This window comes from Pseudomonas sp. MWU16-30323, from assembly GCF_020515595.1.
Lineage (GTDB): Bacteria > Pseudomonadota > Gammaproteobacteria > Pseudomonadales > Pseudomonadaceae > Aquipseudomonas > Aquipseudomonas yamanorum.
Genome location: NZ_JAIWYM010000035.1, coordinates 40,651 through 56,658 on the forward strand (window position 1 = coordinate 40,651; position 16,008 = coordinate 56,658).

The window sequence follows — 16,008 nt, forward strand, 5'->3', positions numbered from 1 at the left end:
AAGACAATGAGGTCACATTCAACTTCCATAAGATGTGCCGCCCACCAGGTGACGGTACGACGGGCAGGTCAGACTCCCGGCAGGGCACATCCGTTGCGCAGCTTAACGAGTGTAGGAAGCAGGCTGCTTGCGACGCTGCGACATATTCGGTCATCGGCACGCTGCTGGCGGGTTGCGACTTGGGCAACCGGGTGTTTTTCAGAGAAATCCCGGAGCGCCGAGTATCGGAAATGACTGATGTAGCCCGCCAGGTCATACCAAAAGGTCTGACACACGATGCAGCACAAAATTCGCCGCAATGGCACAATTGCCCTGCTTCGCCCTCCCCCAGACAGGATTAACCATGCCATTGCAACTCACCACCGCCCACCTGATCGTCAACCCGTGCGATGACGAAGAAGACAACATGGCCATGCTCTGCTGCCACGGCGACAAGGGCGAGATGTTCATGGTGACCCGTTATCCGGATGAGGACGAGGTGGAGATCACCTGGGATTACGAGCCGTCGACCCTGGACGGGCTGAAGATCACCCTGAGTGCCACGACGTTGCTCGTGGAGATTGGCGCATCGGACGCCGATGCGTTGGGCGGCAGCGATCATCTGGAAATCACCCACGGCACCGCCGAGTCGGACCTGGCCGAAGTGGAAGAAACCTTGCAGAACATTCTCAAGGGCACCGGGACCTATATCCGGGCCTAGCTGCCAAACCCGCACAATGTGGCGAGGGAGCTTGCTCCCGCTGGGCTGCGAAGCGGCCCTGAACCAGCCTGCTGCGTTCTGCCTGGAAAAACGCGACAGCCTTATTGGGGCTGCTGCGCCGCCCAGCGGGAGCAAGCTCCCTCGCCACAAAGGCAGGCGCCTATCGGAAAAAACCTCAGAAATTTCCCACATTTCCCAAAAAATACCCCCCGCGCCGTTAGTCGCCACCCCCTCCGATGCATTAAAGTAACGCACCCAGGCCTGGCATTTTTCGCAATGCCCAGTCTCACCCCTCCAGGAACCGTCATCGATGGAACATCGTGAAGCGCTGCTTGCGCTGCGAACCTTTCTTTCAACGCAGATTCTCGGCCAGGAAAAACTCATCGAGCGCTTGCTCATTGCCCTGCTCGCCGATGGCCATATGCTGGTTGAAGGCGCTCCCGGCCTGGCCAAGACCAAGGCCATCAAGGAGCTTGCCGAAGGGATCGAGGCACAGTTCCATCGCATCCAGTTCACCCCCGACCTGCTGCCCGCCGACATCACTGGCACCGAGATCTATCGTCCGGAAACCGGCAGTTTCGTGTTCCAGCAAGGCCCGATCTTCCACAACCTGGTGCTGGCGGACGAAATCAACCGGGCCCCGGCCAAGGTGCAATCGGCTTTGCTCGAAGCCATGGCCGAGCGCCAGGTCAGCGTGGGGCGCAGCACTTACGACCTGTCACCGCTGTTTTTGGTGATGGCCACGCAAAACCCGATCGAGCAGGAAGGCACCTACCCGCTGCCTGAAGCCCAGCTCGACCGGTTCCTGATGCACGTGAAAATCGGCTTCCCGGACGCCGCTGTCGAGCGCCGCATCCTGCAGCAAGCCCGTGGCGAGGCGCTCAATGGCGAAACCAAGCCCGAGCGCCGGGTCAGCCAGCAGGCGATTTTCGCCGCGCGCAAGGAAATCCTCGGCCTGTACATGGCCGACGCGGTGGAGGAATACCTGGTGCAACTGGTGATGGCCACGCGTACCCCGGCCAAGTTCGACCCGGAAATGGCCGAGTGGATTGCCTATGGCGCCAGCCCCCGCGGCTCGATTGCCCTGGACCGCTGCGCCCGGGCCCACGCCTGGCTGGCCGGTCGCGATTTCGTCAGCCCGGAAGACATCCAGGCGGTGCTGTTCGACGTACTGCGTCACCGCATCATCCTGTCGTTCGAAGCTGAAGCGGCCGGTATCGACCAGGACCGCGTGGTGCAACGCATTCTCGACGTCGTTGCCGTCGCTTGACGCCCATGAACGCTGGCGATGGAACCCGTGTCACCCTGAGCGAATTGATCGAGATGCGCCATCGCGTGCGGGAAGTGCAACTGTTTTCAACGCCGAGCCAGCGCAGCCCGCTGATCGGCCTGCACCACTCGAAACTGCGCGGGCGCGGGGTCGACTTCGATCAGGTGCGGGTGTATCAGGCCGGCGACGACGTACGCACCATCGACTGGCGCGTCACCGCACGCACCCAGGAGCCCCACACCAAGCTGTTCCATGAAGAGCGCGAACGGCCGATCTTCATCATGGTGGAGCAAAGCTGCCGGCTGTTTTTCGGCTCGGGGCAGATGTTCAAGTCGGTGCTGGCGGCCCAGGCGGCGAGCCTGATCGGCTGGGCGGCACTGGGCCACAACGACCGGGTCGGCGGGCTGGTGTTCGGTGACAGCGAGCACTACGAAATCAAACCACGACGCAGCAAGCAAAGCCTGCTGCAACTGCTCAACCGTCTGGTACGGGTCAACCAGAGCCTCAACACCGAGCGCCGCCCGGAAGCCGACGCCCTCGGCATGGCCTTGCGCCGGGCCCGGGAAGTATTGCGCCCGGGCAGCCTGGTGATTGTGATCTGCGACGAGCGCGCCCTGACGGAAGGCGCCGAGCAACAGCTGAGCCTGTTGTCGCGGCATTGCGACCTGCTGCTGTTGCCGGTGTCCGACCCGCTGGACCACGCCCTGCCCGCCGCCGGGCTGCTGCGCTTCGCCGAGCGCGGCGCACAACTGGAACTGGACACTCTGAACTTCGACCTGCGCCAGGCCTACAAAGCCCAGGCCGAAGCCCGCAGCGCACGCTGGGAATTGCTCGCGCAAAAGCTGCGAGTGCTGTTGATGCCCTTGAGTACCCAAGGTGAAATGGTCGAGCAACTGCGCGAATACCTGAACCCGCAACGCCCGGTTAAAAAGCAATGAGCAGCCTCGACCAACTGCAACCCCTGATCGCCCCGCCCGTGATCGGCTTCTGGCCGCCGGCGCCGGGCTGGTGGCTGTTGCTGCTGATCATCCCGTTGGCGGGTTGGGGCCTGTGGTGGCTGCGCCGCTTCCTGCCGGCCAAGCGCCCGCTGGCCCGTGCCGAGCAACCCCTGGACCCGCTGCGCATCGCCGCCCTCGCCGAGCTGGCGCTGATGCCCAAACCCTATGACGGCGCGCCAGCCGGTGCCTGGCTGCAACAACTCAACGGCCTGCTCAAACGCCTGTGCCGCAATGACTACCCCTACAGCCAGAGCCACACCCTCAACGGCCGCAAGTGGCTGGCGTTCCTCGACAACCGTTGCCCGGCTGCCGGCTTGACCCGCTGGATGGTGCTGGTGGAAGGCGCCTACAAGCCCGAATGCAAACTCGACGACAAGGCCATCGCCGGCCTGACCCAAGCCGTCGATACCTGGATTCGCAAACATGTTTGAGTTCGCCTGGCCGTGGATCTTTGCCCTGTTGCCATTGCCGTGGTTGCTGCGGCTCATCCTGCCGGTGGCCGACAGCGGCGAGCCGGCGTTGAAAGTCAGCTTCCTCAGCGACCTCGAAGGCCTGGCCCGTCGCCGTGCGCGGGTCAACTTGCCGGGCTGGCGCCAGCAAGCGCCGTTCGTGTTCCTGTGGCTGCTGCTGTTGACCGCCGCCGCGCGCCCGGAATGGCTCGGCGAGCCCTTGCCGATTGCAGCCAGCGGCCGCGACTTGCTGGTGGCGGTGGACGTCTCCGGTTCGATGGACTTCCCCGACATGCAGTGGCAGGACGAAGACGTCAGCCGCCTGAGCCTGGTCAAGCACCTGCTGGGGGATTTCCTGGAAGGCCGCGAAGGTGACCGCGTGGGATTGATCCTGTTCGGCAGCCAGGCTTATCTGCAAGCACCGCTGACCTTTGACCGGCGCACCGTGCGCACCTGGCTGGATGAAGCACGGATTGGCATCGCCGGTAAAAACACCGCGATTGGCGACGCCATCGGCCTGGCCCTCAAGCGCCTGCGCCAGCGTCCAGCCCAAAGCCGGGTGCTGATCCTGGTCACCGACGGCGCCAACAATGCCGGCGAAATCGACCCGCTGACCGCCGCCCGCCTGGCCGCTGAAGAAGGCGTGAAAATCTACCCGATCGGCATCGGCGCAGACCCCGAGCAAACCGGCTCCCTGGGCATCCTCGGCGTCAACCCGAGCCTCGACCTGGACGAACCGGCCCTCAAAGCCATTGCCGAGGCCACCGGCGGGCGCTACTTCCGCGCCCGCGACGGCAATGAACTGCTGAAGATCAAGGAAACCCTCGACCAGCTCGAACCCGTGGCCCAGCAACCCACCCAGGCGCGCCCCGCCCAGGCGCTGTACAGCGCGCCGCTGGCGTTGGCGCTGATTCTCAGCATGCTGCTGGTGATCCAGGAACGCTGGCCGGATAACGCCCTGCAACGGTTATTCAATAAACTCTCGAGCAAGGGCCGTTTCCTGCAACCCAATCCTGAATGGCGCGAACGCCTCAAACGCCTGCGTTTGCGGAGGCGTCGATGATCGCCCTGTGGCCGCACTGGTTCCGCCCCTGGTGGCTGTTGCTGTTGCCGCTGCTCGGCTGGTTGCTGTGGCAGTTATGGCACCGCCAGAAACGCGCCGGGCGCTGGCAGATGATTCTGCCGCCGGCGTTCCATGCCGCGTTGCTGAGCGGCGGCAGTGGCCGCGAAAGCAAATCACCGTGGGTGGTGCTCGGCATCGCCTGGCTGCTGGCCGTGCTGGCGTTGCTCGGCCCGAGCTGGGAGCGCGTCGAGCAGCCCAGTCAGAAACCCTCCGACCCGCTGGTGGTGTTGCTGGAACTGACCCCGGAAATGCTCGCCACCGACAGCCCGCCCAGCCGCCTCGAACAGGCGCGACGCAAGCTGTTCGACTTGCTCCAGGCCCGCAGCGATGCGCAGACTGCCATCGTGGTCTACGCCGGCAGCGCCCACACCCTGGTGCCGCTCTCCGACGATCTGGCCACCAGCCATAACCTGCTGGAAGCCCTGCGCCCCTCGATCATGCCCGAGCCCGGCCACCGCGCCGATCTGGCGGTGGAAAAAGCCCTGAGCCTGCTCAAGCATGGCGGCCTCGGTCAGGGCCGACTGCTGCTGATCGGCTCCTCGCTGTCCAAGCAAGAGCGCCAGGGCATCCGCCTGCAGTTGCAAGGCAACCAGGCGCCAAGCTTGTCGATCCTCGGCATCGGCAGCCGTGAAGGCACCCCGGTGACCCAGGAAAGCGGCGAATTCCTCAAGGACGCCCAGGGCGCTATCCTCGTGCCGCGCCTCGACAGCCCGACCCTCAAGGCCTTCGCCAGCGAAATGGGCGGCCGCTACCGCCAGGCACGCCTGGACGACAAGGACCTGCGCCACCTCGGCCTGCTGGACGGCCCACAAAGCCTGCGCAATGACGGGCAACTGCTGCACCTCGACACCTGGGCCGACCAGGGTTACTGGCTGCTCTTGCCGCTGTTGCTGCTGGCCGCCTGCGCCGGGCGCCGTGGCTGGCTGTTCTTCTTGCCGCTGCTGCTGTTGGGCGCGCCGCAGCCCAGCTATGCCTTCGACTTCCAGGACCTGTGGTTGCGCCCCGACCAACAGGGCCAACTGCTGCTGAAGAAAAAACGCCCAGCCGAAGCGGCCGAACATTTCGAAGACCCGCAATGGCAAGGCGTCGCACTGTATGAAGCAGGCAACTACGCCGAAGCCGCCAAGCGGTTTGCCGAGGGCAGCGACGCCTATTCCCACTACAATCGAGGCAATGCCCTGGCCAAGAGCGGCGAGCTGGAAGCGGCAATCGACGCCTACGAACAAGCCCTCGAAGCCCAGCCTGACTTGCAGCCGGCGCTGAAGAACAAAGCCCTGGTGGAGAGCCTGATGCAACAGGAGCCGGAAAAAACCGAACCGGCCAAACCGGCAAAAAACGAGGATGACGAAACCACCCAACCCGGCCAGACTGCGCAACCGGGCGCCAACAGCCAGACCGCCACCGGTGGCGAGCAGACGTCCCAAGGCCAGGGCCAGCCCGGTGCGACCGACACACAAACCGGGGCCACGCCCCACGCCGGCAGCAACGAGGTACCCGGCAGCGAGTTGGGTGATGAGCAAACCACCATCCCGCCGCTGCGCCCCGCAAACGGCCCCCTTGAAGGCGAGCAGCGCCAAGCCCTGGAACAATGGCTGCGGCAGATCCCGGACAACCCCGGCGAGCTGCTGCGACGCAAATTCTGGTACGAACAGCAACAACATCAGGACAAGACTCGATGAACCGCTGCACCGCCCTTCTTCTCACCCTCGCGTTGTGGGCCAGCCAGGCCCAGGCAGCCGGCCTGGTGGCCAGTGTCGACCGCAGCCGCATCAATTCCGGGGAGACGGTGGAACTGACGGTGGAGTCCAACGATGTCACGCTGTTCGGCAAACCGGACCTGGCACCCCTGGACCCGCTGTTTGAAGTCAGCGGCACCCGCCAGATCAACCAGCTCACCACTTTGGCCGGCGACAACCACGCCACCACCCGCTGGATCATCACCCTGCTGCCCAAAGAGAACGGCACCGTGGTGATTCCACCGTTGCAGATCGGCGAACTCAAGACCCAGCCGATCACCCTGCAAGTGGTGGAAACCGTCAGCCAGAACACCGAGACCCAACTGGCCCCGGTGTTCATCGAAACCAACCTCGATCAGGACAGCGTCTACGTCCAGGCCCAGGCGTTGCTGACCGTGCGCGTCTACCACTCGGTGTCGCTGTACGACGACAGCAGCCTCACGCCGTTGCAGGTGGCCGATACGCGCATCGAGCAGTTGGGCGAGTCCCGCACCTACGAGAAAGTCATCAACGGCATCCGCCACGGCGTGATCGAAACCCGCTATGCCATCTACCCGCAGCACAGCGGCACGTTGACCATTCCGGCGCAGACGTTCAGCGCGACCCTGGTGGAGCCACGTCCCGCCCAGGACAACAACCCCCAAGGCTCCAAACCCGGCAAACTGATCCACGTCAGCTCGCCGGAGCTGTCACTGACCGTCAAGGCCAAGCCGGCAATGTACCCGGCCGATGCTCCCTGGCTGCCGGCACGCAGCCTGACGTTGACGGAAAGCTGGAACCCTGAGCCCGATCACGTACAGGTCGGCGACTCCCTGACCCGCAGCCTGACCTTGAAAGCCGAAGGCCTGGCCGGCGCGCAACTGCCGCCGCTGGCGCTGAGCGACATCCCCGGCCTGCGCCGCTACCCGGACCAGCCGGTGCTGAGCAACCAGAACAACGACCGTGGCCTGATCGGCAGCCGTGAAGACCGCGAAGCTCTGGTGCCCAACCGTGTCGGCGCACTGGAACTGCCGGCTGTGGAAGTGGTGTGGTGGAACACCCACGAAGACCACTTGGAACGCACCAGCCTGCCGGCCCGCACCCTGCAGGTGGCGACCAATCCGAGCCTGATCGTCGACACGCCGGCCAGCCCGACGGTGATCACCGCGCCGGACAATGACAGCCTGTGGATCTGGCAACTGACCAGCCTGATCCTGGCCTGCACCACCCTGCTGGGCTTCGGTTTGTGGTGGCGTGCACGCTGGCAGCCGGCAATCCTGCGAGCCGCGCAAACCGGCCCGAGCCCACGGACATTGCTGGATGACCTCAAGCGGGCGAGCCAGGCCAATGACCCGCAGGCCACGCGCCAGGCACTGGATGCCTGGGCGCGGCAGCAGCCGGAAACCCTGGCGGACATGGCCGCGCGGTTTGTGCCGCTGTCGGATGCGCTGGATGGGTTGAACGGCGCGCTGTACAGCGAGAGTGGCCAGTATTGGCAGGGTGAGGAGTTGTGGCGGGCAGTGAAGGCGATTCCGATGGCGGAGCGCGAGCAGGACCCTGCGGGGGACAGCACCAGCTTGCCGCCGCTGTATCCCAAGTAGCCCCCCTTTTCAGAAACACCACAAAGCAACTGTGGGAGCTGGCTCCCACCGTTGATCTTCATTGGTTTTTGAGAGGTGGGCTCAGTTCAGGACCGGCGTTGCCCCCATCGGTACTTTACGACCCGGCGCCGCCATCTCAAACAACTGCTCCACCCGCGCACTCTCCTCCGCGCTCGGCTTGATCGCCCATGCACACGCCACAAAAATCCCCGCATTGACCACCAGCCCAACGATCCCGCTGGTCAACGACCCCAGCCCGGGAATGTCGTCCGGGTACATCGTCGTCAGCACGATCGCCACCACAATCCCCGCCAGCATCCCGGCAATCGCGCCTTCCTTGTTGCCGCGGCGGCTGAAGATGCCGAAGAACAGCGGCACCGCCAATTGGATAATCCCTTGGTAGGAAATCTGCGCCAGCAACTGCAACCGCGCGTAATCAAAGGTCAGGTACGCCAGCACCGAGGCGGCGACGATAAATACCACCATCCCGGACTTGGCCAACAGCGTCAGTTGCCGGTCGGTACGCGGGGTGTTCCAGGTGGCCAGGTCGTTGGCGAACTGGGTGCCGCAGACCTGCACGCAGCCGTCGACGTGGCCGATGCTCGCCGCCAGTACGATGACGATCGCCAGCGCCAGCATCCACGGCCCGCCGATGTCGAACAGCGACAGGAACCAACCTTGTTGCGGGTGCGCGATGACGTTCGGGTCCTGGCTGATGGCCGCGGCAAACAGCATCAGAATCCCGTAGAAACCACCCACCAGCAGAATCGTGTACAGCGTGCCTTTCTTCACTGCCTTGACGCCACTGGCGGTGTAGATGCGCTGGAAGCTCATGGGCCAGCACATCGAGCCGATCACCCCGGTGAAGATCAGGCTGAACATATACAGCGGGCCATAGCCGGTGCCGCTGGCGCCGGGAATCAGCAGCATTTTCGCCGGCAGATGCGCCAGGTTTGAGAACGACGCCTGGTCGCCGAACAGCAGGAACACACACAGCGCCGCACACACGACATAGGCGATCAGGCCCTGGAACATGTCGGTCATGATCAGCCCGCGCATGCCCATGCTCACGGTCCAGTACTGGCGCACCAGCACCACCACTACGCCGGCGATCAGGCTGGTGGTGACGCCCCAGCGGCCGAAGCTGGCGAACTGGAACAGCATCGCCAAGGCCTGGATGCCCATCACCACCCACGGGAACACCGAGATGATGCCGATGATCGAGGCCACACGCTTGACCACCGGGCTGTTGAAACGCATGCCGAGCAAGTCCGGCTGGGTGCGCAGGTTGAAACGCTGGCCCCAGGTCCAGGCGCGGCGGGCCATCAGGTACATCGCCGTCACGCCAAGGGTGGCATAGACCATGCCGTAAAAGCCCAGGGCACCGCCGATGGTCAGGGCGAAAAACGCGGTAAAGGTCGAGCCCGGCCACCAGGAGTTGGTGTAACACATGGCGATGTACCACGGCCCATAGGAGCGCCCGCCTACGGCGTAATCGGAAAAGCTCGTGCTCTCGCGGTTGGTGGCGTACAGCACGGCGATCATCCCGGCCAGAAACAAGCCGATGACGCCGAAGGTGATAAAGAGGTTGGCATCGCTGGTGGTGCTGATCATTGCGCATCCCCCTCTTCGGGAATTTCGCCGGCCTTCAGCTCGGCGACGTACAACGCCCACAGGCCAAGGCCAGCGAGGACTGCAATGGCGATCCAGTAGAAGATCGGCAACGGAATGCCCAGTACCAACGCGGTACTGCCGCTCACGCTCAAATAGAACGGGGGGAATAAGGCAAGCATCAGCAACAGGAAAAAGTACACACCAAAAATTTGGCTTTTCAGGCGTCCGGGTGGCGCGTTATCGGATTTCATGAGTCGGGTGCTCCTTGAATTTGTGGATCGTTTTTTTGTGTGATCAAACAAAAATCAAGCAGTGAAAACGCAGGCACCAATCAGCGCCCAAGTGACTTCATTCAATGCATTATTGTTGTACGGCGCAGGCTCAAGCCTGTCTTAGCCAGGTTTCCCATTGCGAATCGTTGATGATGCTGCGGGCACGCATGTGCTTCCAGGTGCCGTATTTGTAGAAGTCGAAATCCAGCTGCGACACCGCGTGCTGCACCATCGCCCAGGTCGACCATTTGATATCCGCCAGGGCCTTGTGCAACTTGATGCGCGCCAGGTTCTGCGCAGTGACCTGGCCGAAGTAGTCTTCGATCAAGGCCAGTTCCATCTCGTCGGTGAAAAACATTTCGCCGAACCACAGCGCCAGTTCGTAATGCCGGTCGTTGTTGGAGGCGTATTCGAAGTCCACCAGGCGAATCTGCCGACGGTCGTTGAGCATGAAATTACCCGCCAGGGTGTCGTTCATGCACGGCGCCAAATCCATGCCGGAGGCTTGCAGCACGCCCCGGGCGCGGTCGCATTGGCGGCGCAGCCAGGCGTCGTCGGCGGGTTTGCAGCCGTTGAGTTGCTCCACCTGGCGCTGGTGCTCGGCGATCATGTCGAACACGGTTTTGGTCTGCACCAACGGCGGCTGGTCGTTGAAGGCCTTGAGGGCGTGCAGCGCGTTATGACGCACGTCGCGGTCGAGAAAGTCGTGGTTGGACGAGGCGCGCCAGCCTTCCATGAACTCGAAGACTTCCACGCCGAACTCTTCAAGGAAGGCAAACACCGGCGCGCCATAGCCGGTTTGCGCAGCCTTGAGGCTGGCGTCGTGGGCAGTGCGACGGTCGATAAACATCTCGGTGCCCACCCCCGGCACCTTGAAGAAATACGCGGTGTCGATCCCGGCCACTTCCACCCGCCAGTTGGTGTTGGATATCCCACCGCTGACCGGTTCATAACGAATCCCGCTGCCGCCCCAACTGGCAACCCCGCGCACCGCCGCTTCCAGTTGACACTCTTGTGGCGTACACGCCTCACCTAACGCTTTCATGCCTGCCCCTCCTGTACCTGACGTAGCCAACCTTCAAACCGTGGGTCTTGCAGACTCTGGCGGCAACGCAACAGCGTCCATTGCCCAACCTTGAAGAACTCCAACGGCCGCGCTGAGGTGGCGCCGACCCAGAGGCCCCACAGGGTCCAGTACCAATCGTTGATCAAGGCGTACAAGCGGCAGCGCGCGTAGTCGCTTTCGCGGCAGTGGCCGGCCCAGGCAACAATGCCTTCGCGCCAATCGCTCTCAAAGACATACAGCTCGTTGAGGCTGATGGCCACGTCGTACCAGGGATCGCCGCAGCCAGCGTAGTCGAAGTCGATCAGTTGCAAGGCGCCATCGGGGCCGATCATCACGTTGCTCGCCACGCCGTCGCCGTGCAGCGGTACCGAGTCGCTGGCGCTCAATTGCAGGGAGGTCCAGGCCAGGTCAATGCAGGTGCTGATCCAGGCGTGGTCAATAGGCAGGGCCACGCTGTAGCGCACGCACAGCTCGCGCAGGTGCAGGATATCTTGCAGCGGCGAGCGGGTGAAGCCCGGCGAGGTGCCGGCGTGCAGTTGTTTCTTCAAGGCCCAGAGCGCTTGCAGGCGCTGGGGCTGCATCAATTCGTCGAGGCGGGCCCAGCGCCATTCGTTGGCGGGTAAGGCGTCCAGAAGTAACACGCCAGCCGCCGCATCCACCAGGCGCACGCCGGGCGTCACGTCGCAATCCGCCGCCAGTTGAGTCGCGCGGGCGGTGCGTTCGATGTCGATCAACGCACGCATGTCGTCATGCAAGACCTTCGCGTAACACCGCCCCCATGGCGCGCTGACGGTATAGCCGGTCCACTCGGTGGCCAGCCTCACCGGCGAGGCAATCCCGGCGGTGCCCTCTTCGATCACCACATGGGCGGACAAGCCGGCGGCCTCCAGGGCGCCCAGCAGCCGTGACTTTGCTTGCAAACGACTCGACATGGCAGACCTCAGCGGTAGGCGTTGGGGGTGGAACAGGCGCGGTGCAACAACGCGGTCAGCATGTGCAAACCGTTGCGCATGTCCTGCTCGTTGGTGAACTCCGCTTCGTTATGGGACACGCCATTGCTGCTTGGGATAAACAGCAGGCACACCGGGTAATGCCGGCTCAGGCTGATGGCGTCGTGGCCTGAGACGGTGACGCTGTTGCCGATGGGCAAGCCCAGTTGCTGGCCAACACTGTAGGCCAGTTCGGAAAAGCCGTGGTGCAGGTGGGTCGGTTCACGCAGGGCGCGGCTTTCGATGCTGTAGTCCGTCGACGTGGCGCTGGCGGTGGCCTTGAGGCTGGCGTCCAGGCGCTCACCGGCGGCGGCCAGCAACTCGGTGTCTGGTGAGCGGTATTCCACGTGCAGCGTCACACGGGAGGGCACCACGTTGGGGGAATTGGGGTAAATCTCCAGGCGCCCCACCGAGCTGTGCAGTTGCGCCCCGTGCAGGTCGGCTTCAGCCCGCACAGCGGTGATCGCGTGGGCGGCGGCCAGCAAGGCATCCTTGCGCGCGGTCATGGGCGTAGGGCCAGTGTGGTTCTGTTCGCCGATAAAACGAATCCGTTGCTTGAGGGCCGCCCAGGTGTCGCGGACCACACCGATGGCCAGGCCGTCGCGCTCAAGGCCGTCGCCTTGTTCGACGTGGATCTCCACGTAACCGGCAACGTCCAGTTCCACCCGGCCCTCCCCCAGGTAACCGATCTGTTGCAACGCATGCTTGAGGCTGATGCCGTCGCCATCGCGGCAGGCCCAGGCGTCTTGCAGGGCCAGGTCGCCGGTGAACACGCTGCTGCCGATCAGGCTGGGCTGGAAGCGCGCGCCCTCCTCGTTGGTCCAGTTCACCACCGCCAGGTTGCACGCCGGCACTTCGCCGCGCTCGCGCAACTGTCGGGCCACGCTGGCCACCGCGACCGCACCGGCCAACACGCCATACACACCATCAAAACGCCCGGCGCTCGGCTGGCTGTCCAGGTGCGAGCCACACAGCACGTAGGGCGCGTCTGGGTTAAAGGTAATCAAACCGAACAGGTTACCCACTGCATCCACGCGCACTTCAAAGCCGCGTTCGGCCAGCCAGGCCGCGAACAAGTCGCGCACGGCGCCGTCTTCGGCCGAGGCCGCCAGGCGATGCAGCCCACCGGCCTGGGTCGCACCGATGGCTGAGGTCTCGCGGAACAGCGCCTCGAAGGTGGCAAGGTCCTGTTCACTGGGCGACAGCAACTCAGGGGTAAAGGACGTCGACATGGGCTTGCTCCAGGCGGGTCGCAAAATCGCCGGACGGCGCACGATTGGTGACCAGGGTCGTGATCGCGCTGAACGGCAGCGTATTGATAAAGGTGCGGTGGCCGAACTTGGCGTCGTCGGCCAGGATCACGCTGCGCAGGCTGTGCTTGGTCAGCTCCCGGCGCAGCAGCGCCTCGGGCTCCTGGTAGTCCATGAACCCCAGCTCCAGGTCGACGGCGCCGATGCCCATGAAGGCAATGTCGTAGTGGAACTGCCGGACGAATTCCAGGGTGTGGGCGCCAATCAGCGCGTTGTCGTTGCGGCGCACATCGCCGGGCACCACCAGCACCTGGTTGGCGCTTTGTTCGGTGATCAGGCGGGCGATGTCCAGGGAATTGGTGACGATGCGCAACTGGCTGAACCCAATCAGTTGCTGGGCCAGGGCCAGGGTCGAGGTGCCGGTGTCGAGAAACAGCACCATGCCTTCGCTCACCAACTTCGCCGCACACACTGCGATGCGCGTCTTGGCCTGGGGCTTGATGCGGCTGCGCACTTGCAGCGGTTGCTCTTCGTTGAGCCGCGGCAGGATCGCGCCACCGTGAATGCGCCGCAGCTTGCCGGCTTCTTCCAGGTACTTGAAGTCGCGGCGGATGGTTTCTTCGGAGACGAACAGCGTCTGCGCCAGGTCCGACGCCTTGACGCGATGGTGTTGGGTGAGCAGGAGCATGATTTCGTCGAGACGTGGCTGGTTGAGCATAAAAGAGATATTCCAGGGCAGGTTCAGGCGGGCGGTATTGCGCGACCCACGGCGAGACGCGGCGCAAACCGGTCCAGCAGGGAGCATAGAGCGTAATACGGCCATGGACAGGGTCACGGGGTACCTCTCACTCATCAGGGTGTGAAAGGGCAGGACAACACAAAGCGTTTATCACGGGCGGGCTTCTGTTGAGCTCACTCCGGCTGCAATCAATCAGGGATTCAGCATCGGGGGAAGGTGCTGATCCCACGGGGCGATGGCTTCCACGGCTGCGCAGAATTGCAGCACCTGGGCATCGGCAAAACGCCGGCCGATCACCTGCAAGCCAATCGGCAAACCGCACGGGCTAAAGCCACAGGGCAGGCTGGCGGCAGGGTTGCCGGTGATATTGAACGGGTAGGTAAACGGCGTCCAGCGTGCCCAAGGCACTGCGCCCTCCTCCCCTGGCCAGCCCTCGGGGGCAACCCGGTCGGCGGCGAACGGCAGGATCGGCATCGTCGGCATCAGCAGCACGTCGTAGTCGTTAAACAGGGCGTGTACCTGATTGGCGAACAATGCACGTTGCTGCACGGCCTTGAGGTAGGCCGCCAGATCGTAATCGGCGGAGCGTTTGATCAGTGCGGCGAAGCCCGGGTCCAGTTGGTCGAGACGATCAGCCAGGGATTTGCCGTAGGCAATCCCGCGCCCGCCCACCCACAGGGTTTCGAAGGTGGCCAGCGGGTCTTGCCAGTCCAGGGTCAGGGTGGTGACCGTAACCGGCAGCTCGTCGGCGAGGTAATGCACCGCCGCTTCCACGGTGGCGGCAATCACCGGGTCCACGGGCGTCTCGAACAAGGTCGGGCAGTACGCCACGCGCAAGGGGCCCAGCGGCTGGTCGCAGCGCGCCAGGTAGGACTCGGTGGGCGCGGGCAAAGCCTGGTGATCCAATGGATCGGGGCCGGAGAGGATGTCGAAGAGCAACGCGCTGTCGCGCACCGTGCGGGTGATCGGGCCGGCGTGGCTGAGCATTTCAGTGGCGGACCAGGGCCAGGTGGGGATGCGCCCGAGAGAGCCTTTAAGGGCGAATGCACCGCAGAAGGCACCGGGGATACGCACCGAACCGCCGCCATCGGAGCCCAGCGTGGCCGGTACCATGCGCGCCGCCACCGCGATGGCCGAGCCGGAACTGGAGCCGCCACTGGTGAGCTGGGGGTTCCAGGGGTTGCGGCCACTGCCGAAGACCCGGGAGGTGCTGGCGCCGGTCCAGCCGAATTCGGTGGTGGCGGTCTTGCCGAGGATGATCGCGCCGGCCTCCTTGAGGCGGCGGATGATCGGCGCGTCCTGAGTGGGGACATTGTCCAGGCCGGTCAGCGAACCGCGGGTGGTGCGCAGGTTGGCGGTGGAGAACAGGTCTTTGATGCCGAAGGGGATGCCGTGAAGGGGGCCGCGAAACTGGTTGGCCTGTGCTTCGGCAGTCAGGATTTCAGCCTGCTCCAGCGCGGATTCGGTGTAGACGTCGCCGAAGGCATTCAGTGTGGGATTGTGGGTTTTGATGGCTTCGAGGCTTTGCTCGACCAATTGCACGGGGGTGAGTGTGCCTTGGCGGATGCTTTCGGCTGCGTACAGGACGCTGGGCATATTGGTCAGTGAGGTATCAGTCTTCATTGAGCATCCTGGGACATCTGCGAAATGATCCAGCGGGTACGTCAATAGACGCCAAGGGAATGGAGGCTGTCAAGTTGGATTTGTTGTGTATGTGGGTTTTGTGGGTTTTATTTTTATCTGAGATTTGGCTTACGAAAACGGGCCGGTTTAGCCGAGGATTTGGCGAAGCGTCCTATCAGTAGCACTAGATAGCTCTGACTTCTTTCTCTTACAAACCTCTGCAAAGTCCCTCGCCTGATCACACAGTGCGAGGGAACGCCGATGTCATTTTCGATTAACACCCGGCCCGACGGGGCGGCCTCTTGAATCCCGCCATAGGCTTTCTGGTCGTGGCGGCGATGGACCCGAAGACACGCGACGTAGACGGGGTTCTCAACGACTTCACACACTGCCTGAACACCTACGACGCCTGGGCCGAGCGCTTCTGGAGCTTTTCGGCGCTGGATGTCGAGCAGGTGTTCAAGGTCGGCGACGAGGTTTCGCTGGTCGCCCCCATCACCCGTTCCCTGTATCCCGCCAGCACCGTCGCAACCTGCAAGGCCAACGCGCCATTGACCCTGGTGCATATGTTCCAGAGCACGCGGTTCGTGCCCATCGGT

At 63.7% G+C, this 16,008-nt stretch carries 15 protein-coding genes; 8 read left to right on the forward strand and 7 right to left on the reverse strand.

Going from position 1 to position 16,008, the window contains the following annotated elements; all coding sequences use genetic code 11:
• Positions 1-343 precede the first annotated feature (343 nt).
• The 7 genes from LIY45_RS26645 to LIY45_RS26675 all read left to right on the forward strand — a co-directional run bounded on the left by LIY45_RS26645 (position 344) and on the right by LIY45_RS26675 (position 7,856).
• Positions 344-700, forward strand: coding sequence for a hypothetical protein (locus tag LIY45_RS26645; RefSeq protein WP_226478152.1), 357 nt, complete (start codon positions 344-346; stop codon positions 698-700).
• Positions 701-1,010: 310 nt separating this feature from the next.
• Positions 1,011-1,970, forward strand: a complete 960-nt coding sequence (locus LIY45_RS26650) for a MoxR family ATPase (RefSeq protein WP_017479925.1) — start codon at positions 1,011-1,013, stop codon at positions 1,968-1,970.
• 5 nt (positions 1,971-1,975) lie between these two features.
• Complete coding sequence (locus tag LIY45_RS26655; protein WP_003218540.1) at positions 1,976-2,908, forward strand: DUF58 domain-containing protein; 933 nt, start codon at positions 1,976-1,978, stop codon at positions 2,906-2,908.
• Positions 2,905-3,399 carry a DUF4381 domain-containing protein gene (locus LIY45_RS26660; protein WP_003218539.1) on the forward strand — a complete coding sequence of 165 codons (495 nt, stop codon included), beginning with the start codon at positions 2,905-2,907 and terminating at the stop codon, positions 3,397-3,399. The genes LIY45_RS26655 and LIY45_RS26660 overlap by 4 nt, the downstream gene beginning before the upstream one ends.
• Positions 3,392-4,480, forward strand: a complete 1,089-nt coding sequence (locus LIY45_RS26665) for a VWA domain-containing protein (RefSeq protein WP_003218538.1) — start codon at positions 3,392-3,394, stop codon at positions 4,478-4,480. The genes LIY45_RS26660 and LIY45_RS26665 overlap by 8 nt, the downstream gene beginning before the upstream one ends.
• Positions 4,477-6,219, forward strand: a complete 1,743-nt coding sequence (locus LIY45_RS26670; RefSeq protein WP_226478153.1) for a tetratricopeptide repeat protein — start codon at positions 4,477-4,479, stop codon at positions 6,217-6,219. Before LIY45_RS26665 ends, LIY45_RS26670 begins: the two co-directional genes overlap by 4 nt.
• Positions 6,216-7,856, forward strand: a complete 1,641-nt coding sequence (locus LIY45_RS26675) for a BatD family protein (protein ID WP_226478154.1) — start codon at positions 6,216-6,218, stop codon at positions 7,854-7,856. Before LIY45_RS26670 ends, LIY45_RS26675 begins: the two co-directional genes overlap by 4 nt.
• A gap of 81 nt (positions 7,857-7,937) precedes the next feature.
• On the opposite strand, the gene LIY45_RS26680 is transcribed toward LIY45_RS26675, so the two are convergent.
• From LIY45_RS26680 to LIY45_RS26710, 7 genes are all read right to left on the reverse strand, one after another.
• Positions 7,938-9,470 carry a sodium:solute symporter family protein gene (locus LIY45_RS26680; protein WP_226478155.1) on the reverse strand — a complete coding sequence of 511 codons (1,533 nt, stop codon included), beginning with the start codon at positions 9,468-9,470 and terminating at the stop codon, positions 7,938-7,940.
• A complete protein-coding gene (locus tag LIY45_RS26685) occupies positions 9,467-9,721 on the reverse strand; it encodes a hypothetical protein (protein ID WP_017479920.1) in 255 nt (84 codons plus the stop codon). The genes LIY45_RS26680 and LIY45_RS26685 overlap by 4 nt, the downstream gene beginning before the upstream one ends.
• 130 nt (positions 9,722-9,851) lie before the next feature.
• Positions 9,852-10,787 carry a choline kinase family protein gene (locus tag LIY45_RS26690; protein WP_017479919.1) on the reverse strand — a complete coding sequence of 312 codons (936 nt, stop codon included), beginning with the start codon at positions 10,785-10,787 and terminating at the stop codon, positions 9,852-9,854.
• Positions 10,784-11,740: an aminoglycoside phosphotransferase family protein gene (locus LIY45_RS26695; RefSeq protein WP_226478156.1), complete on the reverse strand. Its 957-nt coding sequence runs from the start codon at positions 11,738-11,740 to the stop codon at positions 10,784-10,786. Before LIY45_RS26695 ends, LIY45_RS26690 begins: the two co-directional genes overlap by 4 nt.
• An 8-nt stretch (positions 11,741-11,748) precedes the next feature.
• Positions 11,749-13,029, reverse strand: coding sequence for a M20 family metallo-hydrolase (locus tag LIY45_RS26700; protein ID WP_226478157.1), 1,281 nt, complete (start codon positions 13,027-13,029; stop codon positions 11,749-11,751).
• Entirely contained in the window at positions 13,007-13,765 is a 759-nt protein-coding gene (locus LIY45_RS26705) for a DeoR/GlpR family DNA-binding transcription regulator (protein WP_226478158.1), read from the reverse strand. Before LIY45_RS26705 ends, LIY45_RS26700 begins: the two co-directional genes overlap by 23 nt.
• A 213-nt stretch (positions 13,766-13,978) precedes the next feature.
• Positions 13,979-15,382, reverse strand: coding sequence for an amidase family protein (locus tag LIY45_RS26710; RefSeq protein WP_226478159.1), 1,404 nt, complete (start codon positions 15,380-15,382; stop codon positions 13,979-13,981).
• Positions 15,383-15,747: 365 nt separating this feature from the next.
• Here LIY45_RS26710 and LIY45_RS26715 point away from each other — a divergent pair.
• A partial coding sequence (locus LIY45_RS26715; RefSeq protein ID WP_226478160.1) for a hypothetical protein occupies positions 15,748-16,008 on the forward strand: 261 nt, incomplete at its 3' end.

Coding starts and splice junctions, on each gene's coding strand:
- LIY45_RS26645 (WP_226478152.1), top strand. CDS start 344: ATGCCATTGCAACTCACCACCGCCCACCTGATCGTCAACCCGTGCGAT.
- LIY45_RS26650 (WP_017479925.1), top strand. CDS start 1,011: ATGGAACATCGTGAAGCGCTGCTTGCGCTGCGAACCTTTCTTTCAACG.
- LIY45_RS26655 (WP_003218540.1), top strand. CDS start 1,976: ATGAACGCTGGCGATGGAACCCGTGTCACCCTGAGCGAATTGATCGAG.
- LIY45_RS26660 (WP_003218539.1), top strand. CDS start 2,905: ATGAGCAGCCTCGACCAACTGCAACCCCTGATCGCCCCGCCCGTGATC.
- LIY45_RS26665 (WP_003218538.1), top strand. CDS start 3,392: ATGTTTGAGTTCGCCTGGCCGTGGATCTTTGCCCTGTTGCCATTGCCG.
- LIY45_RS26670 (WP_226478153.1), top strand. CDS start 4,477: ATGATCGCCCTGTGGCCGCACTGGTTCCGCCCCTGGTGGCTGTTGCTG.
- LIY45_RS26675 (WP_226478154.1), top strand. CDS start 6,216: ATGAACCGCTGCACCGCCCTTCTTCTCACCCTCGCGTTGTGGGCCAGC.
- LIY45_RS26680 (WP_226478155.1), bottom strand. CDS start 9,470: ATGATCAGCACCACCAGCGATGCCAACCTCTTTATCACCTTCGGCGTC.
- LIY45_RS26685 (WP_017479920.1), bottom strand. CDS start 9,721: ATGAAATCCGATAACGCGCCACCCGGACGCCTGAAAAGCCAAATTTTT.
- LIY45_RS26690 (WP_017479919.1), bottom strand. CDS start 10,787: ATGAAAGCGTTAGGTGAGGCGTGTACGCCACAAGAGTGTCAACTGGAA.
- LIY45_RS26695 (WP_226478156.1), bottom strand. CDS start 11,740: ATGTCGAGTCGTTTGCAAGCAAAGTCACGGCTGCTGGGCGCCCTGGAG.
- LIY45_RS26700 (WP_226478157.1), bottom strand. CDS start 13,029: ATGTCGACGTCCTTTACCCCTGAGTTGCTGTCGCCCAGTGAACAGGAC.
- LIY45_RS26705 (WP_226478158.1), bottom strand. CDS start 13,765: ATGCTCAACCAGCCACGTCTCGACGAAATCATGCTCCTGCTCACCCAA.
- LIY45_RS26710 (WP_226478159.1), bottom strand. CDS start 15,382: ATGCCCAGCGTCCTGTACGCAGCCGAAAGCATCCGCCAAGGCACACTC.